At 37.4% G+C, this 15,428-nt stretch carries 17 protein-coding genes; 10 read left to right on the top strand and 7 right to left on the bottom strand.

The genetic code is table 11. From position 1 onward, the window contains the following. Positions 1-28 precede the first annotated feature (28 nt). The 4 genes from BQ3481_RS06605 to BQ3481_RS06590 are packed head-to-tail and all read left to right on the top strand — an operon-like array spanning position 29 to position 4,388. The gene (locus BQ3481_RS06605) at positions 29-913 is read left to right on the top strand and encodes a serine protein kinase RIO (RefSeq protein WP_157927565.1); all 885 of its coding nucleotides are present in this window, start codon (positions 29-31) and stop codon (positions 911-913) included. Beyond that, the gene (locus BQ3481_RS06600; RefSeq protein WP_157927564.1) at positions 910-1,482 is read left to right on the top strand and encodes a KH domain-containing protein; all 573 of its coding nucleotides are present in this window, start codon (positions 910-912) and stop codon (positions 1,480-1,482) included. The genes BQ3481_RS06605 and BQ3481_RS06600 overlap by 4 nt, the downstream gene beginning before the upstream one ends. Continuing rightward, entirely contained in the window at positions 1,475-3,307 is a 1,833-nt protein-coding gene (locus tag BQ3481_RS06595; RefSeq protein ID WP_157927563.1) for a DNA topoisomerase VI subunit B, read from the top strand. The genes BQ3481_RS06600 and BQ3481_RS06595 overlap by 8 nt, the downstream gene beginning before the upstream one ends. A 40-nt stretch (positions 3,308-3,347) precedes the next feature. Continuing rightward, on the top strand, positions 3,348-4,388 hold the full coding sequence (locus tag BQ3481_RS06590; RefSeq protein ID WP_231911902.1) for a DNA topoisomerase IV subunit A: 1,041 nt from the start codon (positions 3,348-3,350) through the stop codon (positions 4,386-4,388). Here BQ3481_RS06590 and BQ3481_RS06585 read toward each other — a convergent pair. Together BQ3481_RS06585 and BQ3481_RS06580 are read right to left on the bottom strand one after the other, a co-directional pair. After that, on the bottom strand, positions 4,374-4,754 hold the full coding sequence (locus tag BQ3481_RS06585; protein ID WP_231911751.1) for an Hsp20/alpha crystallin family protein: 381 nt from the start codon (positions 4,752-4,754) through the stop codon (positions 4,374-4,376). The two genes, BQ3481_RS06590 and BQ3481_RS06585, sit on opposite strands and share 15 nt — an antisense overlap. 195 nt (positions 4,755-4,949) lie before the next feature. Beyond that, positions 4,950-5,507, bottom strand: a complete 558-nt coding sequence (locus BQ3481_RS06580) for a UbiX family flavin prenyltransferase (RefSeq protein ID WP_157927560.1) — start codon at positions 5,505-5,507, stop codon at positions 4,950-4,952. 81 nt (positions 5,508-5,588) lie between these two features. On the opposite strand from BQ3481_RS06580, the gene BQ3481_RS06575 reads away from it, so the two are divergent. From BQ3481_RS06575 to BQ3481_RS06565, 3 genes are read left to right on the top strand one after another with little or no spacing between them, the layout of a single operon-like run. Next, on the top strand, positions 5,589-5,957 hold the full coding sequence (locus BQ3481_RS06575; protein ID WP_231911750.1) for a helix-turn-helix domain-containing protein: 369 nt from the start codon (positions 5,589-5,591) through the stop codon (positions 5,955-5,957). Positions 5,958-5,970: 13 nt separating this feature from the next. Then, positions 5,971-6,372, top strand: coding sequence for a hypothetical protein (locus BQ3481_RS06570; protein WP_157927559.1), 402 nt, complete (start codon positions 5,971-5,973; stop codon positions 6,370-6,372). A 7-nt stretch (positions 6,373-6,379) separates the two neighbouring features. Beyond that, on the top strand, positions 6,380-6,664 hold the full coding sequence (locus tag BQ3481_RS06565) for a hypothetical protein (RefSeq protein WP_157927558.1): 285 nt from the start codon (positions 6,380-6,382) through the stop codon (positions 6,662-6,664). Here BQ3481_RS06565 and BQ3481_RS06560 read toward each other — a convergent pair. From BQ3481_RS06560 to BQ3481_RS06545, 4 genes are all read right to left on the bottom strand, one after another. Further along, on the bottom strand, positions 6,661-7,458 hold the full coding sequence (locus tag BQ3481_RS06560) for an S-methyl-5'-thioadenosine phosphorylase (RefSeq protein WP_394336735.1): 798 nt from the start codon (positions 7,456-7,458) through the stop codon (positions 6,661-6,663). The two genes, BQ3481_RS06565 and BQ3481_RS06560, sit on opposite strands and share 4 nt — an antisense overlap. Next, a complete protein-coding gene (locus BQ3481_RS06555; RefSeq protein ID WP_157927556.1) occupies positions 7,452-7,964 on the bottom strand; it encodes an adenine phosphoribosyltransferase in 513 nt (170 codons plus the stop codon). The genes BQ3481_RS06560 and BQ3481_RS06555 overlap by 7 nt, the downstream gene beginning before the upstream one ends. Positions 7,965-8,011: 47 nt before the next feature. Then, positions 8,012-10,198, bottom strand: coding sequence for a hypothetical protein (locus tag BQ3481_RS06550; RefSeq protein ID WP_157927555.1), 2,187 nt, complete (start codon positions 10,196-10,198; stop codon positions 8,012-8,014). Between the two features lie 107 nt (positions 10,199-10,305). Further along, positions 10,306-12,387: an AAA family ATPase gene (locus BQ3481_RS06545; protein ID WP_157927554.1), complete on the bottom strand. Its 2,082-nt coding sequence runs from the start codon at positions 12,385-12,387 to the stop codon at positions 10,306-10,308. A gap of 105 nt (positions 12,388-12,492) precedes the next feature. Here BQ3481_RS06545 and BQ3481_RS06540 point away from each other — a divergent pair, with 105 nt between their 5' ends. The 3 genes from BQ3481_RS06540 (at position 12,493) to BQ3481_RS06530 (ending at position 14,229) form a co-directional block, all read left to right on the top strand. Beyond that, positions 12,493-12,975: a hypothetical protein gene (locus tag BQ3481_RS06540; RefSeq protein ID WP_157927553.1), complete on the top strand. Its 483-nt coding sequence runs from the start codon at positions 12,493-12,495 to the stop codon at positions 12,973-12,975. Positions 12,976-13,048: 73 nt separating this feature from the next. After that, positions 13,049-13,636 carry a transcriptional regulator gene (locus BQ3481_RS11740; protein ID WP_231911749.1) on the top strand — a complete coding sequence of 196 codons (588 nt, stop codon included), beginning with the start codon at positions 13,049-13,051 and terminating at the stop codon, positions 13,634-13,636. Further along, entirely contained in the window at positions 13,633-14,229 is a 597-nt protein-coding gene (locus BQ3481_RS06530) for an RlmE family RNA methyltransferase (RefSeq protein WP_157927552.1), read from the top strand. The genes BQ3481_RS11740 and BQ3481_RS06530 overlap by 4 nt, the downstream gene beginning before the upstream one ends. Here the strand turns inward: BQ3481_RS06530 and BQ3481_RS06525 are convergent. Beyond that, positions 14,226-15,356, bottom strand: coding sequence for a tRNA (guanine-N1)-methyltransferase (locus tag BQ3481_RS06525; RefSeq protein ID WP_231911748.1), 1,131 nt, complete (start codon positions 15,354-15,356; stop codon positions 14,226-14,228). The genes BQ3481_RS06530 and BQ3481_RS06525 overlap by 4 nt on opposite strands. Positions 15,357-15,428 lie beyond the last annotated feature (72 nt).

Here is a 15,428-nt window from a genome sequence, read left to right as displayed (position 1 = left end):
CTGTATTGTTACTAGGAGTAAAATCAGTATGAGTGAAGATTCTGTAGATGAGTTCAACGAAGTCCACGAGGAGCATAACTTGGACTCGTTGGAATTAAATGATGAATCTGAAGATTCAAGTCCTGAAGAATCTGATTTAGGATTGCAAGACAAACTTGCAAAAAAGATGAACCTCAGACTTGCCGGAAAAGAGAGGGCAAGAAAAACTGAGAAGGAAATATTCGATAAAGACAAAGTACTCGAAGCAGTGTTTGATAAACCAACTGTGATGCTTCTCTCGCGAATGATAAACAATGGCATCATCTCATATGTCAACGGAGCAGTAGGTGCAGGAAAAGAATCTCAAATGTATTGGGCAGTTGATCCTTCTGGTCAAGATCTTGCTGTAAAAATTTATCTTGTTACTACCTCTAACTTTAAGAGGCGTTATCCTTATCTTATAGGTGATCCCCGATTTACACGAATAAAAAAAGGAACCAGATCTCTTGTAGAGTTGTGGGCAAAAAAAGAATTCCGTAATTTAAGCAAATCTTTTAACACTGGAATACCATGTCCAGAACCAATTACCGTGGTAAAAAATATTCTAGTAATGAAATTTATAGGATCTAATGGTGTTCCATCACCTACGTTGGTTGAATCAGAAGTGGATTACACAGATTATGAAAAGACAATAGAAATCATTTCTGATCTATATCAAAAAGCAGAACTGGTACACGCTGATCTTTCAGAATTTAATATTTTCAAGACAGAAAAAGGACCTGTGGTTTTTGATTTTGGATCGGCAGTAGATATAAGACATCCTAAGACAAAAGAATTTCTTGAAAGAGATATTAGTAATATTACCAAATTCTTTGTTAAGAGAGGACTTACAGTGGACAATCCAATTGATGTATTTGAGAGGGTTACAAAATGATTTTTGAGAAAATCATACTAATTCCAGTTGATCGTGTTGGTGTACTGATTGGAAAATCTGGAAAGATAAAAACCAAAATAGAAAAAATTTGTTCTGTCTCATTAACCATTGATGGTCAAACAGGCGAGACAGTCATAAAGGGAGTGGGTAACGTTGAAAATATAATGCCATTTAAGGCTGAAGAAATTGTAATGGCCATAGGTCGTGGATTCTCAGCGGAGAATGCAATGAGTCTTGTTCAGGAGGAAACCTCGCTACATATCATGGATCTGCGCCAGTTTGCTGGAAAATCATCTGCCCAAATTGAGCGGATAAAGAGCAGAATAATAGGCGAGGGTGGTCGTGTTAGGAAAAACATAGAAGACCTAAGCGGCGCCAAAGTATCTGTTTATGGTAGAACTGTTGCCATAATTGGCGATGGAATACAGCTGAAATCTGCTGTAAACGCAATAACATCTATTTCAAGTGGTAGCACACATGGAAAAGTTTACAACGATCTCCAAGAGTCACGACGTAGACAAAAATTAGAAAAACTCCAACTTTGGGAGGGTGGAAACATACTTGAGTAAAGAAGTCTTTAGCCAAATATCTCCAAGCGAATTCTTTTACAGAAATAGAGACCTTGCAGGATTTAGTAATCCCACTAGATCGCTTTATACTTCAGTTAGAGAATTTGTGGAAAATGCACTTGACGCATGTGACCACCGGAAAATACTTCCTGATATTCATCTCTCGATAAAAGCCGTCAATCCAGAACAAGCAGATCCAAAACACTACATCTTGACTGTAAAAGATAATGGTCCGGGAATTGATCCTGAACACATTCCACTTGCTTTTGGTACTGTTCTTTATGGATCCAAGTTTGGTCTCAAACAAGCAAGAGGTATGTTTGGTCTTGGTGCTACGATGGCCATACTCTATGGTCAGATCACTACTAACAAACCCGTGACTGTGAAGAGTTGCTCTGATGGAAAATCACTTGATGAGTTTGTGATGTTGCTTGACATCCAGAAAAACAAACCAGTCATACAAAAACATACAACAAAAGAAGGATCAAAGACAGGTCTCACAGTAAGTATTGTTCTTGAAGGAGATTACTCAAAAGCAGGATCCAAAATCAGAGATTATGTATACCAAACTTCCTTGATCACACCTTATGCATCAATAACATTTGAAGATCCGGCTGGAGAAAAATTTCATTATGTAAGAATTGTAAAAGATATGCCTCGTCCTCCCACCGTTATCAAACCTCATCCACATGGTATTGATGTTGAGACCATTAGAAGAATGATTACTGATACACATTATCAGATTCCAACTATAGACAATAAGATGATTGACAAAGTCAAAAAAGAATTGAGCTTGAAAAAAAATCTACCACCAAAAGAAATACTAGAGCGTGCACAGAAACGCTGGTCTGACATATCAAAACCCGTACGAACTGTAATCTCTGTCATGTCATTTCTGAATATTGATTTTGAAGGGCTGCAAAAAATTAGGATCGATGATATCGATGTTGCAAATAAAACCATTACATATTGGGACTTTGGAGAATCACAGTCTCATGCAGTGGAATTAAGCCCCGAGAGTCCATATTACAAACAACTTGCAAGTACTGTTCAGGGTGATACACTTCTCACATTCTTGACAAAACGATTTCAGAGGGTTGGACCAACAACTGCTGAAAAATTCTGTGAATTTGCCAAGTTCAAGCCAGACAAAAGAATAGGCAGCATGACAAACGAAGAATTGGTAAAACTAGCTGATGCACTTCAAAAATTCGAGGAATTTCTTGCACCTGATCCTAGCTGCTTGGCGCCTCTTGGGGAAGAACCACTCTCAAAAGGGATAATGAAGTTTTTCAACCCAGAGTTTGCAGCAGTTTGGCAACGCAATGCATCTGCATATTCCGGATTTCCATTCGTAGTCGAAATGGGTATTGCTTATGGTGGGGATATCCCACCAAACGGGCTCAAAGTTTACCGTTTCGCAAATCGTATACCACTCTTGTATGATGAGGGAAGTGATGTGGTACTTAAGATAGTTAACGAAACTGAATGGACTAGATATAAAATAAAAGGAGATCCGCCTCTTGTCATAGTATCACATATTTGTTCCACTAGAATCCCTTACAAGACTGTAGGAAAAGAAAATGTAGCAGATAGGCCCGAGCTTGAAAGAGAATTAAAGAATGCGTTACAGTACTTGGCAAGAAAGCTAGCTGTTCACATGTCGCGACAAGGGGCTGCGGACATGGCAAAAAAGCGAGCAAATCTTTATTCAAAATATGTACCACTCATTGCACAATTTGCTACTGAACTTGCTGGCAAGAAAAAAGAACCAAATTATAACCAACTAATAAGGATGGGAAGTGAGATTGAAGAACAAGTCTAGTGCCAAGACTACGGAAACAAGAAAGAAAAGATTGCTGTCAATGTTGGAACAACAGGGTCTTAGCATATATGAAAATCTAGACAAGGGAAAATTTCCACAATTTGTTATACCAAGTAGATCTGTAAGCAATATTGTTTATGATAAAAAAATAAGACAATACATTTTGGGTAGTGCTAACGCTGTTCGCAGTTCACGAAACATGTCCCAGTTACGTTCTTACACACAGCTTGCATGGCTTGCCTTCTTTGTAAACAGGTTGGTGCGAGAGGGAAAATCATCTACATTGCGAGACATTTACTATTCATCACAGGCATTTAGCATTGATTTTGAGGATCAGCCAGAGTCTGACAATATAATTGTGGACCTTGAAGCTGTACTCACAAGCCCGCGTGAAGAGTTTCACATATTTCCTGAAGAACGAAGCAGTGTATTTGGTGACCTGACAATAGAATACACTGTTCCAGGATATGAAGGAAAGAGAATGAATCTGTCAGATCATCCTGATGGATATTTAATAGGTCCAAGTTTGAGCAGTGCTGAACTTGTTGATACTAGTGCAGAACTTGTAATTGCCATAGAAAAGGGCGGTCTTTTTACAAGATTCGTAGAAGAAAAAGTTCATAAAAAATTCAAATCTATAATTGTAGACACTGCCGGTCAAGCTCCTAGGTCAACAAGAAATCTTTTGAGAAGGTTGAACACTGAAATGGGGTTACCTGTTGTTATATTGGCTGATGGTGATGTATATGGTGAACACATTGCAATGGTAATAAAATCTGGTTCTGCAAATGCAGCTCACTTGAGGGAACTAACTGTACCAGATGCCAAGTGGTTGGGTGTCTGGGCAACTGACATTGAAAAATATAAACTTCCTACAATTCCCATGACTGAATCTGACATAAAGCGAATCTATGACCTTCAAAAAGATCCTAGATATCAAGAAGGAAACTGGAAAAAACAGCTCGAGGTCTTTCTCAAGTTGAAGAGAAAGGCAGAACTTGAGGCATTCTCAAAGTATGGTCTTACTAATATTACAGACAAATATCTTCCAGCAAAACTAGAAGAATCAAAGAGTTTCTAATTTTTTAATTCGTAGGGTGAGAACACCATTTCTGTATTTGAAATCATGAATTCCCATGTCTGGCGTTGTCTCAATTGGAACTTCTTTTGAAAAGTGTCCCGAGCCTCGTACATATAGAATCTTGTCAATCAATCTGACAGTTACCTGATCCTCTGGACCTGGTACTTCTGCTACAAATATTATTTCCTTTTCTCCCTTTATGAGGTCATACACCCAGTTCTTTGTGTCTGCTTCCTTTGGTGTATATTGTGGAGTACTCTCTACTGTCATTTTTTTTAATACTCTTACCCAATAGATCATGATCATAGCAGCTATTCCAATAAGTATGAAATTGACATACCCCTGTGAAGATCTAAGTGAAAGCATGTATACCACACCCAAGAATAGTAAAACCATTAAGGGAATGATGATATCAAATGATTTGTCATTAGTGTATCTGCTTTTGTAGCTTGCCAAAGATATTCTGTATGATTTAACTATGCTCCAAATATAAACACTCGTAGAATTTTAATCAAAAGCAAGTGTACAATTATTTCATAATTCTACGATAACTAATTCCACTCAGGTAGTTTCCCATCTTTTAAACAGGTTGTGCTCAATTCCAAATTGATCCAAGCATTTTCCTACAACATGATTCAAAATATCATCAATGTTCTTTGGTCTGTTGTAAAAACCTGGCATGGCTGGTAATACGATTACTCCAATTCTTGAAAGCTTGAGCATATTTTCAAGATGAATGCTGGTAAGTGGAGTCTCTCTTGGAACTAGAACCAGCTTGCGAGATTCCTTCATGGTAACTCCGGCAGCTCGGGCAACCAGAGTCTCTTCATATCCATTGGCAATGCTCGAAAGTGTCTTCATGGTACAGGGAATAATTATCATGCCATCTGTCTTGTGTGTTCCACTTGAAACACTTGCAGCCATGTTTGAATCATCTGAATAGTGTCCCGCTAATGATTTTACATATTTCAAATCATAATCAGTTTCTAATACAATGCATTTCTTTGCCCACTCTGTCATGATTAAATGAACATCGACATTGCATTGCTTGAGAACTTCTAGCATTCTTACACCATATATGACTCCTGAACTTCCAGTTAACCCTATGATTAATCTCATGAAACAATTGACTGTATTCCATATTTATTTTCAGCTATAATCTTGGCATGTTTATTTATGGCATTATGAGTCTCAATATCAATGAGTGTCAATATTGATACTGTTGAGGAAAATATTGTCTCAGAGCTTAGGTTGTCTCCAATACAGTCCAAAGTTTATGTCTTGGTTGTAAAAAAAGGCAAAATGTCTGCCAAAGACATAGCAAATGATCTGAACATATCTGAAGATGATGCACATCAAGTAGCAACAAGTCTCATTCAAAATGGAGGCTTTATTGATATCACGAAAACAGAGTTTGAATCAATGCATCCTAGATTTGCTGTTGTGAATATGTATAGAAGAATGTGTGAAAGAGAAAATATTTCATTTAAGAAGAATCTCTTGGTAGATAACATTTCAATTGTTTTAGAAAAACCATATGATGATGCAAGAACTAAATATAACCGATAATGGAGGAGGAAATATGTCCACAGACGAAGAATCTTCTTGTAATCATGAAATAGTATACTATGGAGTCACAAATCTAAATTATGAGAGAAGAACGATAGGCTCAATTGATACATGGAGATGTGTCAAGTGCAAGAAAATTTTCTGTGAAGAAAAACAACTTGGAATAGACAGCATTGTAGACTATGTTGGAATGCCTAAAATATCTGCAGATCAAAAATGGGCTGTACTTTCATGCAATCTTAAAAAACACAAGGATAAATGGAAATTAATAAAGATAAAACAAAATGACGAAATTCAACATGAATGTATTGACGAAAAAGTGATAAAACTTAGGGTAAATGATTTTAAGATTGATGATGATAAGCACTGGAGCTTTCTCATAGAAACATCAATTAACAAAGCAGTAGAGATCTAAATCTTGCATGGATATTCAAGTTCATATCAATAATGTTCGTGGTAGTCAAATAGCTGCCAAGATAACTGGCACTTTTAATATTGATGGTCACCAGTTCAAGTTCAACGCGATAGCCTTTGGCAGAATAGGCGGTCATAATATTGGTGCCAAAATATCAAAGATGGTGGAAAAAAGTCTTGTGAACCTTGGTTATGATGTGGATGAAGTGATAAACGAACTCCAGCAAAAACTTGTTCGCGGAGATATCACTCTTCCGGAAGGACTAACAAAAGAATCCTTTGCAGATGGCTAGAACTGGGCTTCTTCAAATGCCTTGTGACATAGACAACTGCGCTGTTCTGGTATTGAATCAAAAAGCAATGACAGTATGTTCTTTGTCGTTCCTACATTTTTAGACAAGGTTTCTAGGACTTCCCTTGCAGTAACTGGCTTGTCTGCCCATACATCGTAATCTGTTACTGTGGAAATTGATACATAACACATCTGGGCTTCTCGTGCAAGCTGGCATTCTGGAACTAGCGTCATACCTATAATGTCTGCACCTATTACATTTTTATAGAATTTTGATTCTGCTCTTGTTGAAAACCTTGGCCCCTCAATGCAAATGTATGTAGCATCTTTATGAACATGCAAATTCATTTTCTTTGTTATATTGTAAACAACACTTTGAAGCTCAGGGCAAAATGGATCAGCCACTGATATGTGAATGACTTTGGTGTCTTCATAAAGCGTATATTTTCTTGATTTTGTAAAATCTATAAACTGTGATGGAAGCACCACATCCCCGGGTTTTAATTCCTCTCTGAGACTTCCAACTGCCGATGGTGCTATGATTCTCTTAATTCCCATCTCTTTGAATGCCCAGATATTTGCTCTAAAGTTTATCAAGTGAGGTGGAATGGTGTGTTTTTTACCATGTCTTGGCATGAATGCAACTTTTCTCCCCTTGTAAATTCCAACTGTTATGGAATCTGAAGTCTTACCAAATGGCGTGTCTATTGTAATTTCTTTGCTTTCTGTAAGAAGGCCTGAATCATATATTCCAGTCCCTCCAAAGATTCCTATCTCTGCCTGTTCTATCAATATTTCACCAACGAGTTGTATTTGTAACCCTTGATTGATTTTGATCCTTTCAGATCAGTTAATTCTATTATGAAAGCAAAACCTGCTACATTACCACCAATTTTTTCAACTAGATTTGCAGCTGCTTTTGCAGTACCTCCAGTTGCAAGCAGATCGTCGCAAATGTACACTTTTTGACCTTTCTTTATTGCATTAGTTTGAATCTCCATTGTTGCACTTCCATATTCTATGTTGTATGTTGTTTTATGAGTAACACCTGGCAATTTTCCTTGTTTCCTAATCATTATCATCCCTTTATTGTATTTGAGAGCCAATGCACACGCCAGGGGAAATCCCCTTGATTCTATTCCTGCAAAAACATCTACATCGTTTGGATGTATTATTTTTGTAAACTCATCTATTACAAGTGATAAAGCTGATGGATCTCTTAAGAGCGGGCTGATATCTCTGAATAAAATTCCTTTTTTTGGAAAGTCTGGTATCTCATCTATCCTGCTCTTTAGGTTCACAAATCGTTCTCAAGTATTGGATGTAAAAAATATTGCTAATTGATTCCCTACTGAATTGTCATGCTGATTGTTGCTTTGCCTGTAACGGAGGATGCTTCAACCGTATATGTTCCTGGGTTGACATTGCGTGGAACTTGCCAAGCTGTACTATAGTCTCCTCGGTTTGTTGATGAGGTGGGCAATTTATCGATAACAGTGCTATTGCCGTTTATGGTGATGGTTACTTCTGCAGTAACGCCTGCATCGGTTCCAGAAATTGTTACAATATCCCCTCTAGTGTATGCACCAGATGCCCTATCAAGAGAAATAGTTATTGCTTGTTTTGATGACTTTACAATTAACGGTACAGATGAGTGATTGACTCCGCTAGTACCATCTAGTTTCCATGTTCCTGGAATTGCAGTGGATGGGAGGTTGAAATCAAATGAAGAAAAGTGACCCGTCTTGTCTGAGAATGTTTGTTCTGTTTTTACTATTTGTCCATTAGGGTCAGTCAAGGAAATTTGAAGAAGGCTGTTTGCATTGGCAGTGGTTCCAATAATTATGATGTTATCCCCTGGCAAGTATGAGTTCTTCACAATACTAAGTGAGATTTTTCCAGTATTAGTTGAAAGTCCTACTGCAAATGGTACCTGCACTTTTTCCTCTGCATGAGAAACTACGGCAGAATAAATTCCAGGTGTATATGAAGTCAAATTAAATGAATATGTTGCCTGCCCACTTGATCCTAGGTTGACAATGTCTGCAAACTTTTGTGTATCAGAAGGGTCTACTATGATGAGATTCAGAGTTGATGATGGAGGACCTGTGATACTTACAACAGGATTGTCTGTATTCTGGTAACTAATCTTGTCTAGTGTTGCTGTTATAGGTTGAGATACATCTTGTCCTACTCCGAAGAAAATAGTCACAAGATCAGTGCCTTGTGTTACGGTTACCTCATAGGTTCCCTTTATGGCTGAATCATCTAACTGATATGACATGGAAACTGTGCCTGCTGATGTAACATTTGCATCCTTTGAATAAATGACTTGATTGGTAGGATCTGTCACTACGAAATGCACAATCTGATTTGAGATTGAGGTGCCATTTATGATAACTATTTGTCCCGGTTCGTACCTTGTAGCCGATGATACAACTGAAATGTTGTGAGTTGTGACAACGTTGTATTGTTTAGTTACCTGATTCTTTCCATCTGATGCTGTGACTGAATATTTGCCAAAAATTCTATCGGTTGGCACTACATTCTTCATTGCATAGTTTCCGTCTTTATCTGATTGTACAACTGAAGTTGTTATTGGATTTCCTTTTGGATCTAACAGAGTTATAGTTATGGTGCTTTGAGGATTATCTGTGCCGTTAATTGTCTTTGTCTCTCCTCTGTGATAAATAGGATCAACGTTTAGTGTCAAAGGGATATTTGTAACCAGACTACTGTTACGACTTGATGGCGCCTTGATATTTGTAGAAAATGTTTTTTGATCATTTTGTTGATCCTTTAGAATAAAATTGACACTGCCCGGCTGTTCTGATGCTGGTACAAGTACAGTTGTAACAAAGTTTCCGTTACCATCTGATGAAAACGAGCCTATTTTGTCATTACCTATATACAAATCAAGATTGGTCAGTGCTGAAAAACTAAAACCAACTACACGAATGTGAGAATTTGGTGATGGGGTAGCAGGAATGATTCTAAATGTTGACGTATCAAGTATGCCTTTGGGTGGTTGTTGTATTGTCTTAGTGGCTGATGTTTTGCCAGTACTCTGATTGCTACTAACATTTTTGCCAGGTTGTTGAATAGTCCCTCCTCCTTGATTGGAACTAGTCTGTTGAACCCCGATCTGACCTGATTCACCATCTGATGTTTTCCAAGTCATGGTTGGTGCTTGCTGATCTGTCTTGATTCCAAAAGATGTTGTCATTCCTGGTGCAAGTGGAGTTATTGCACTAAATGCCAAAGTAGTTGGTGAAGTCTTTGTACCTGTCCAGTCATTTTGTATATTGAATGATTTGAAGGAGCCTTCTCCGGTTATCTGCAAAGTAAATGAAACAATATTTCCAGTATTATTTGCACTATTGCTAACTGAAATCATCGTTTGCCCCCCAGAATTAGTTGCGGTTACAGTTACAAACCCAGAATCTGCATAAACTGGGTATGCTACATATGTTGTAAATACGCTGCCCAGAAGTAAAGCAAGAACAATAAACGATCTTAATAACACGTTACTCATAGACTCACAACCTCTCTCTAAATTAAATCTTAATAAGAAATTCTACTTTATCATCTTGTGTTCTGGTATGATTTAGGAGTAAAGTACAAATGCTGATATTTTTTGCCTCATCGATTACCGGTTGCAGATGACTGGATTCCCAAGTTTTGATTCTGTCTTATTCTCTCTGCAATCAATCTGTATAGTGATCTGAACTGATCCTTTGTCTTGTCTGATAAAAAGTCTGTCTCGCCTAATACTATTTTCTCACAAATATACCTGCAAATATCTTCTCTGTCAAATTTCTCCCACCCAAGGTGCTGGTTTTCTTTCCAAATTTCATTTAGATTGTCTATTATGCTTTTCTTGCCCTTGCTTGCCACTTGATCTTTGGTCAATGTTACATACCCCTCTTTTCTTAATCTAACTTCATAAGTTTGGTTTACAGCATAAAGATAATCATCTTCCATCAAAAGATCCTCAATGAACAATTTTGGTTGTCCTGCAAGTTCAAAAAAGACCATTTGTACTGATTTGAATTCATTAGACTGTAGCTCTGTAGAAATTTTTCTTGATTCCTCAGTATTGTCCAATAGTATAAAGGTATCATACCCGTGATTTTTATAAAATACTGCAAGTGGCATAACCGAATTCTTGTTGTATGCTGCAACTATGTTAAGTGGATTCATAGAAAGATTTGGATCCTTTAGGAATCTGTCAAATGCATTCAGATACATACAATCTGACATGGTTTCAACTATTATCACAGGTCTAGAGTTAAAGCCTATTTGTTTGTCTACTATGGATTCTACAAGGCCTCTTGATAGACCATACAATATTGGAATGAGAGTTTGATCGTCCGCATTCCAATAATCATAATAGATCTTACTTAGATGTCTTCTCTTGTCAAGCTCTACCACCAACAGATTTCCTTGCGTATAATCAAATATCATAAAAGGTGAGTGAGTTGCATAAAGTATTTGATTAGATCCTGCAAGTCCTTTTAGCAAGTCTGAAATTCCTCTCTGCTGTGCAGGATGGAGATTTCTTGCAGGCTCGTCAAGTAAAAGTATTGCTTCCTTTAATTCTGCCTTTTGAGTTTCAGCTGCAAAGTTTACGATGAATGAAAAAGTCCACTTGAATCCTTCTGCCCTTCTGTTAAGTAACCCTGTATTTGTCACAGTGCCATCCTTATGTACATCTGATATGACTACACTCAAAACATTTCCTGGATTCCATCTAAGTTCAACATGGATGGGGTCTCCCTTCCACGCCGGGTTAAGTTTCTCACTGAGCCTCCTACTTGAAGTGTGTAATAATTTTATCAATCTTGATGGACTGCTTCTAACCTCTTCTAGCTTCTGGGCATCAAGCTCTGCTAAATAAAATAAATTATTTACAGTCTCTGCCTTGTCAAATTCTTCAACATATTCTAATCCCTTTGCTTTAATCCCTTTTGTCTCCCTGACAAATTCTTCAAGATCAATATTTCCAAGTATTTTTTTATAATCTGAAAAGTAAACAAATCTTGGATGTAACTTATCCTCTATGAAATTATCTAGGGCAGAACGTTCGTTTGTTCCTATTAACATGTTGTCAAATATGGTTTCCAAATCTTGGTAGATATCCTTCCATTCTGAAATCACCCGAGGTTCCTGTGATGCAATTAGGTAAATGTTATTGTTAAATTCGGCCATCATGTCCATAAAGACTTCTCTAGTTCGTGGTGGTGGGGCATTTAGAAATTTGGTATCAACTCTGATTCGTATTGGGTTTGGCATAGCTTCCACAAAAGACTTGATTCTCTCTACAAAATTTTCCCAAGAATTGAGTCTTTTACTTGCCTCGCCACTGATTTTTACATCGCCAAAATCATATTGTACTCTGGCATGTTTATTCGTCCTATAGATTTTCATTTTTCTTATGTCCTGAAGGTTAGGAAATTTCTCTCGAATTAGTGAAGTCTCTTTCTCACTTAACACAAACTCTCCCTCTGCAAGTCTTATCTCTGATTTGAGTTCCTCATTCATTTCATCACATAAATCTAATTCGGAAAGTTTTGTATCTTTGTTAAGTAACGTGAGAGCTTCCAAAATTGTAGTTTTTCCACTTTCATTTCTTCCAACAAATGCTGCAAGATCCCCAACTTTGATTTCCCCTGAATCATGAATGCAACGATAGCCTTGAACTCTAAATTTTCTAAGTCGCATCTAGCGGCTATTGGCTTGGCTGTGATTTAACTTATTCGTCAAATTTGTTACTTGAATCTTTTTCGACCAAATAGATATATGGGAACTAGAGCGGTTATATCATAATTGGCGGTAAAAAAAATTGCTTATCTTGTTTTTGTTTTTCCTATAATTGCATCATTGATTTTTGGGGGATATGTATTGTCTGATGTTTTGGGACAGCCTGATAGGCAATTAAACATGTGGCAATTTAAATTTCCATCAACCATTGGACAGCAACAAGGTGATAAACAAATTCGACTGCTAAATCTTGTAAGCAATTATACCGTATCAACACCATTGAACTTTAGAGTACTGGTGAATGACACTTCATTTGATTGCGGTGACTTGTACATGACTATATACGATCCAAATACGTCTCCAAAACAGGTGATTATTCAGAATGCTTATTTTACACAATGTTTTGCACAAACCAATTCATCTCTACCAATTCAAGATACGTTTTCTCCTGTGATCGACAAACCCGGTATATATCAAATTGTGGCAGAAATGAAAGACAAAACCAATCAAAACAGCATTAGTGTAATGGCTAACATTAGGGTACAATAAGAAATTATATGTTATTATATTGCACAAGTGCTAGTAGTAATACCGGAGTAATGTTATAGTTTAGTGATTAATCATGGCTAAAAAAGAAAAAAAACTAATCAAAAAGTCTGAAGACAAGAAGGAAGTAGCCAAGGCAGAGAAGAAAAAAGAATTACCAAAAGCTGACAAGAAAGCAGAATCTGATAAGCTAGAAAAGAAAAAGTCTAAAGTCGACAAGAAAAAGGAGACTGAACTTTCAGAAGAAGAACTTGAAGCAATTGACGAAAAAGAGATCGAAAATTTCCAGATAGAAGGCCTTGACATGGATAAATTAAAGACAACTGTATTGGGTTTGGTTGCAAAACGTGGCGACAACGGCATGTTCCAAAGTGAGCTTTGGAAAAAACTAAAACTTTCAAGCAGGGATGGCTCAAGACTTGCACTAAAACTTGAAAGACAGCACTTGGTAAAAAGAGAGAAAATTCTTGAAAATGGACGTTGGACTTACAAGCTAATGATTGCACATGTACCGGTAACAACACAATCAATAGAATCTGCTCCTTGTCTGATATGTCCCGTGGAATCAAAATGTACGCTTGAAGGCGAAATTAGTCCGAGAACTTGTCCTTTGATTGAACAATGGGTATTGACAGATCTCTCTACGAAGAAGGCTAAAAAATGAAATTAATCGATGCAAGGCGTGACTTGTATAGGAGACTAGCGCATAAAGAGGGATATCGAAGCAGAGCTGCATACAAACTAAAAGAACTAAACACATCATACAGAATAATAGGTCCTGGATTTTTTGTCTTGGATTTGGGTTGCTCTCCTGGTGGATGGAGTCAAGTCGCACATGAACTTTCAGGAAACAGAGGGCAAGTTATGGGTATTGACAAATCATATGTAGAAGAAATTCCTGAGGTCCATTTTGTCAGGGGAGATATTGAAGATGAATCTATTGTGGAACAAGTTTTTGATTATTTTGGAGGCAAAGTGAATGCTGTCATCTGTGACTTGTCTCCGACAGTGACTGGAATGTGGGATGTAGACCACACAAGACAAATCTCACTCAATTATGCGGCAAGCAAGATAATGGATCAGGTGTTAGCAAAAAAAGGCAATGCGCTCTTCAAGGTCTTTGATGGTCAGTATTCTATTGAGTTTAGAGACTATATTCGAAAAAAATTTGCCAAGGTACAATTGAGAAAACCCCAAGCGAGTAGGAAATCAAGCAGTGAACTGTATTATGTCTGCTTGGGATATCTTGGAAATTAAACCAATGCTAGAATCTCATCAATAGTGGCATCTGTCTTGAATCCTGTGGGATTCATGCTTGTTCTTGTAGCCTTTTTGCCTACTTCTCTGATCTTTTCTATTATTTTGGAAAGAGAGGGTGGGGCAGATTGCTTTCTATGTCCAATCTCATCTAGAGTGAAATATGTGGGAGGCATGCCTATCTCTTCTTGGCATTTTTCAAGTACAGCTTTACAAGACTTGTCAATTGTCATGTTTTTTTCCTCTACTACCATGGAATCGATAAAATTTTTGTCGTATAGATCTTCTGTCCAAAGAGGTCCTGCAAGTTTTGCCTTTGAATTACAAATATTGCATATGTGCTCTATGTCACGTACAACTTTTCTGTTCCCACAATTATCACAATGTAAAATATATCCCATGCAATTTTTGGTATTTGTTCTAACAAGTATCTTGACATAGGCCTTGTAGTAATGCATGTTGTGCTGGACAAATAGTGGCGATATCATAATGTCCATTCTACCTGCCACCATATTCATGCATCCTAGAATCAATCGTAATGCTATCTCATTTCCGTATATTGTTCTAATGGGAGTTCCATAATACTTGCGCTGGCATGCCTCTGGAAATATTCCATGTAATACAGTCATGTCAGTAGCTGTTACCGACAAGAGTCCGCCATGAAATGTTGCCCTCATTGCACAATCAAGATAACGCGAGGGTGAACCAAATGGATCCACATCTACAATTGCACCGCGTCCATCTCTTGTTGAGTGCAGACTCAAAAACCTACAAGCTTCATTTTCTGAAAAATCGCATTTTGTAACTTGATTTAATTTTGCAATACTTTTCCCAATCTCTAAGGCTTGCTGGTTGACATCATTTGCTATTACTTTCTCTATTGATTCTATTTCGTTTGCAACTCTTATGCTTCTTGCTCCAATACCGGCAAGTGAATCTAAAAAGATCTTTGGGCCCTTGAAGTTTTTAAGAAATGCAGAATATGCTATTATTGAAAAATCTCTACTAATTCTTGCCCTTGGGTTGAAAAATGCAGGTTCCTTTGGGGGTGTTTTTTCTGATAGAGATTCCCTTGGCACCAAAAGTTTTGTACTCCCTTCTGTTATTTCTACAAGTTCGGATTCCAACAGGTTGTCTTGTCAAAATTGATTTAATAAATTGAAATGGCCACACTGGATATTGACAAAATGACATAATGG

Origin of the sequence: Candidatus Nitrosotalea okcheonensis (genome assembly GCF_900177045.1) — an archaeon.
GTDB lineage: Archaea > Thermoproteota > Nitrososphaeria > Nitrososphaerales > Nitrosopumilaceae > Nitrosotalea > Nitrosotalea okcheonensis.
The sequence above is the reverse complement of the archived record's forward strand: the minus strand, read 5'-3'. Positions and strand labels throughout refer to the sequence as shown.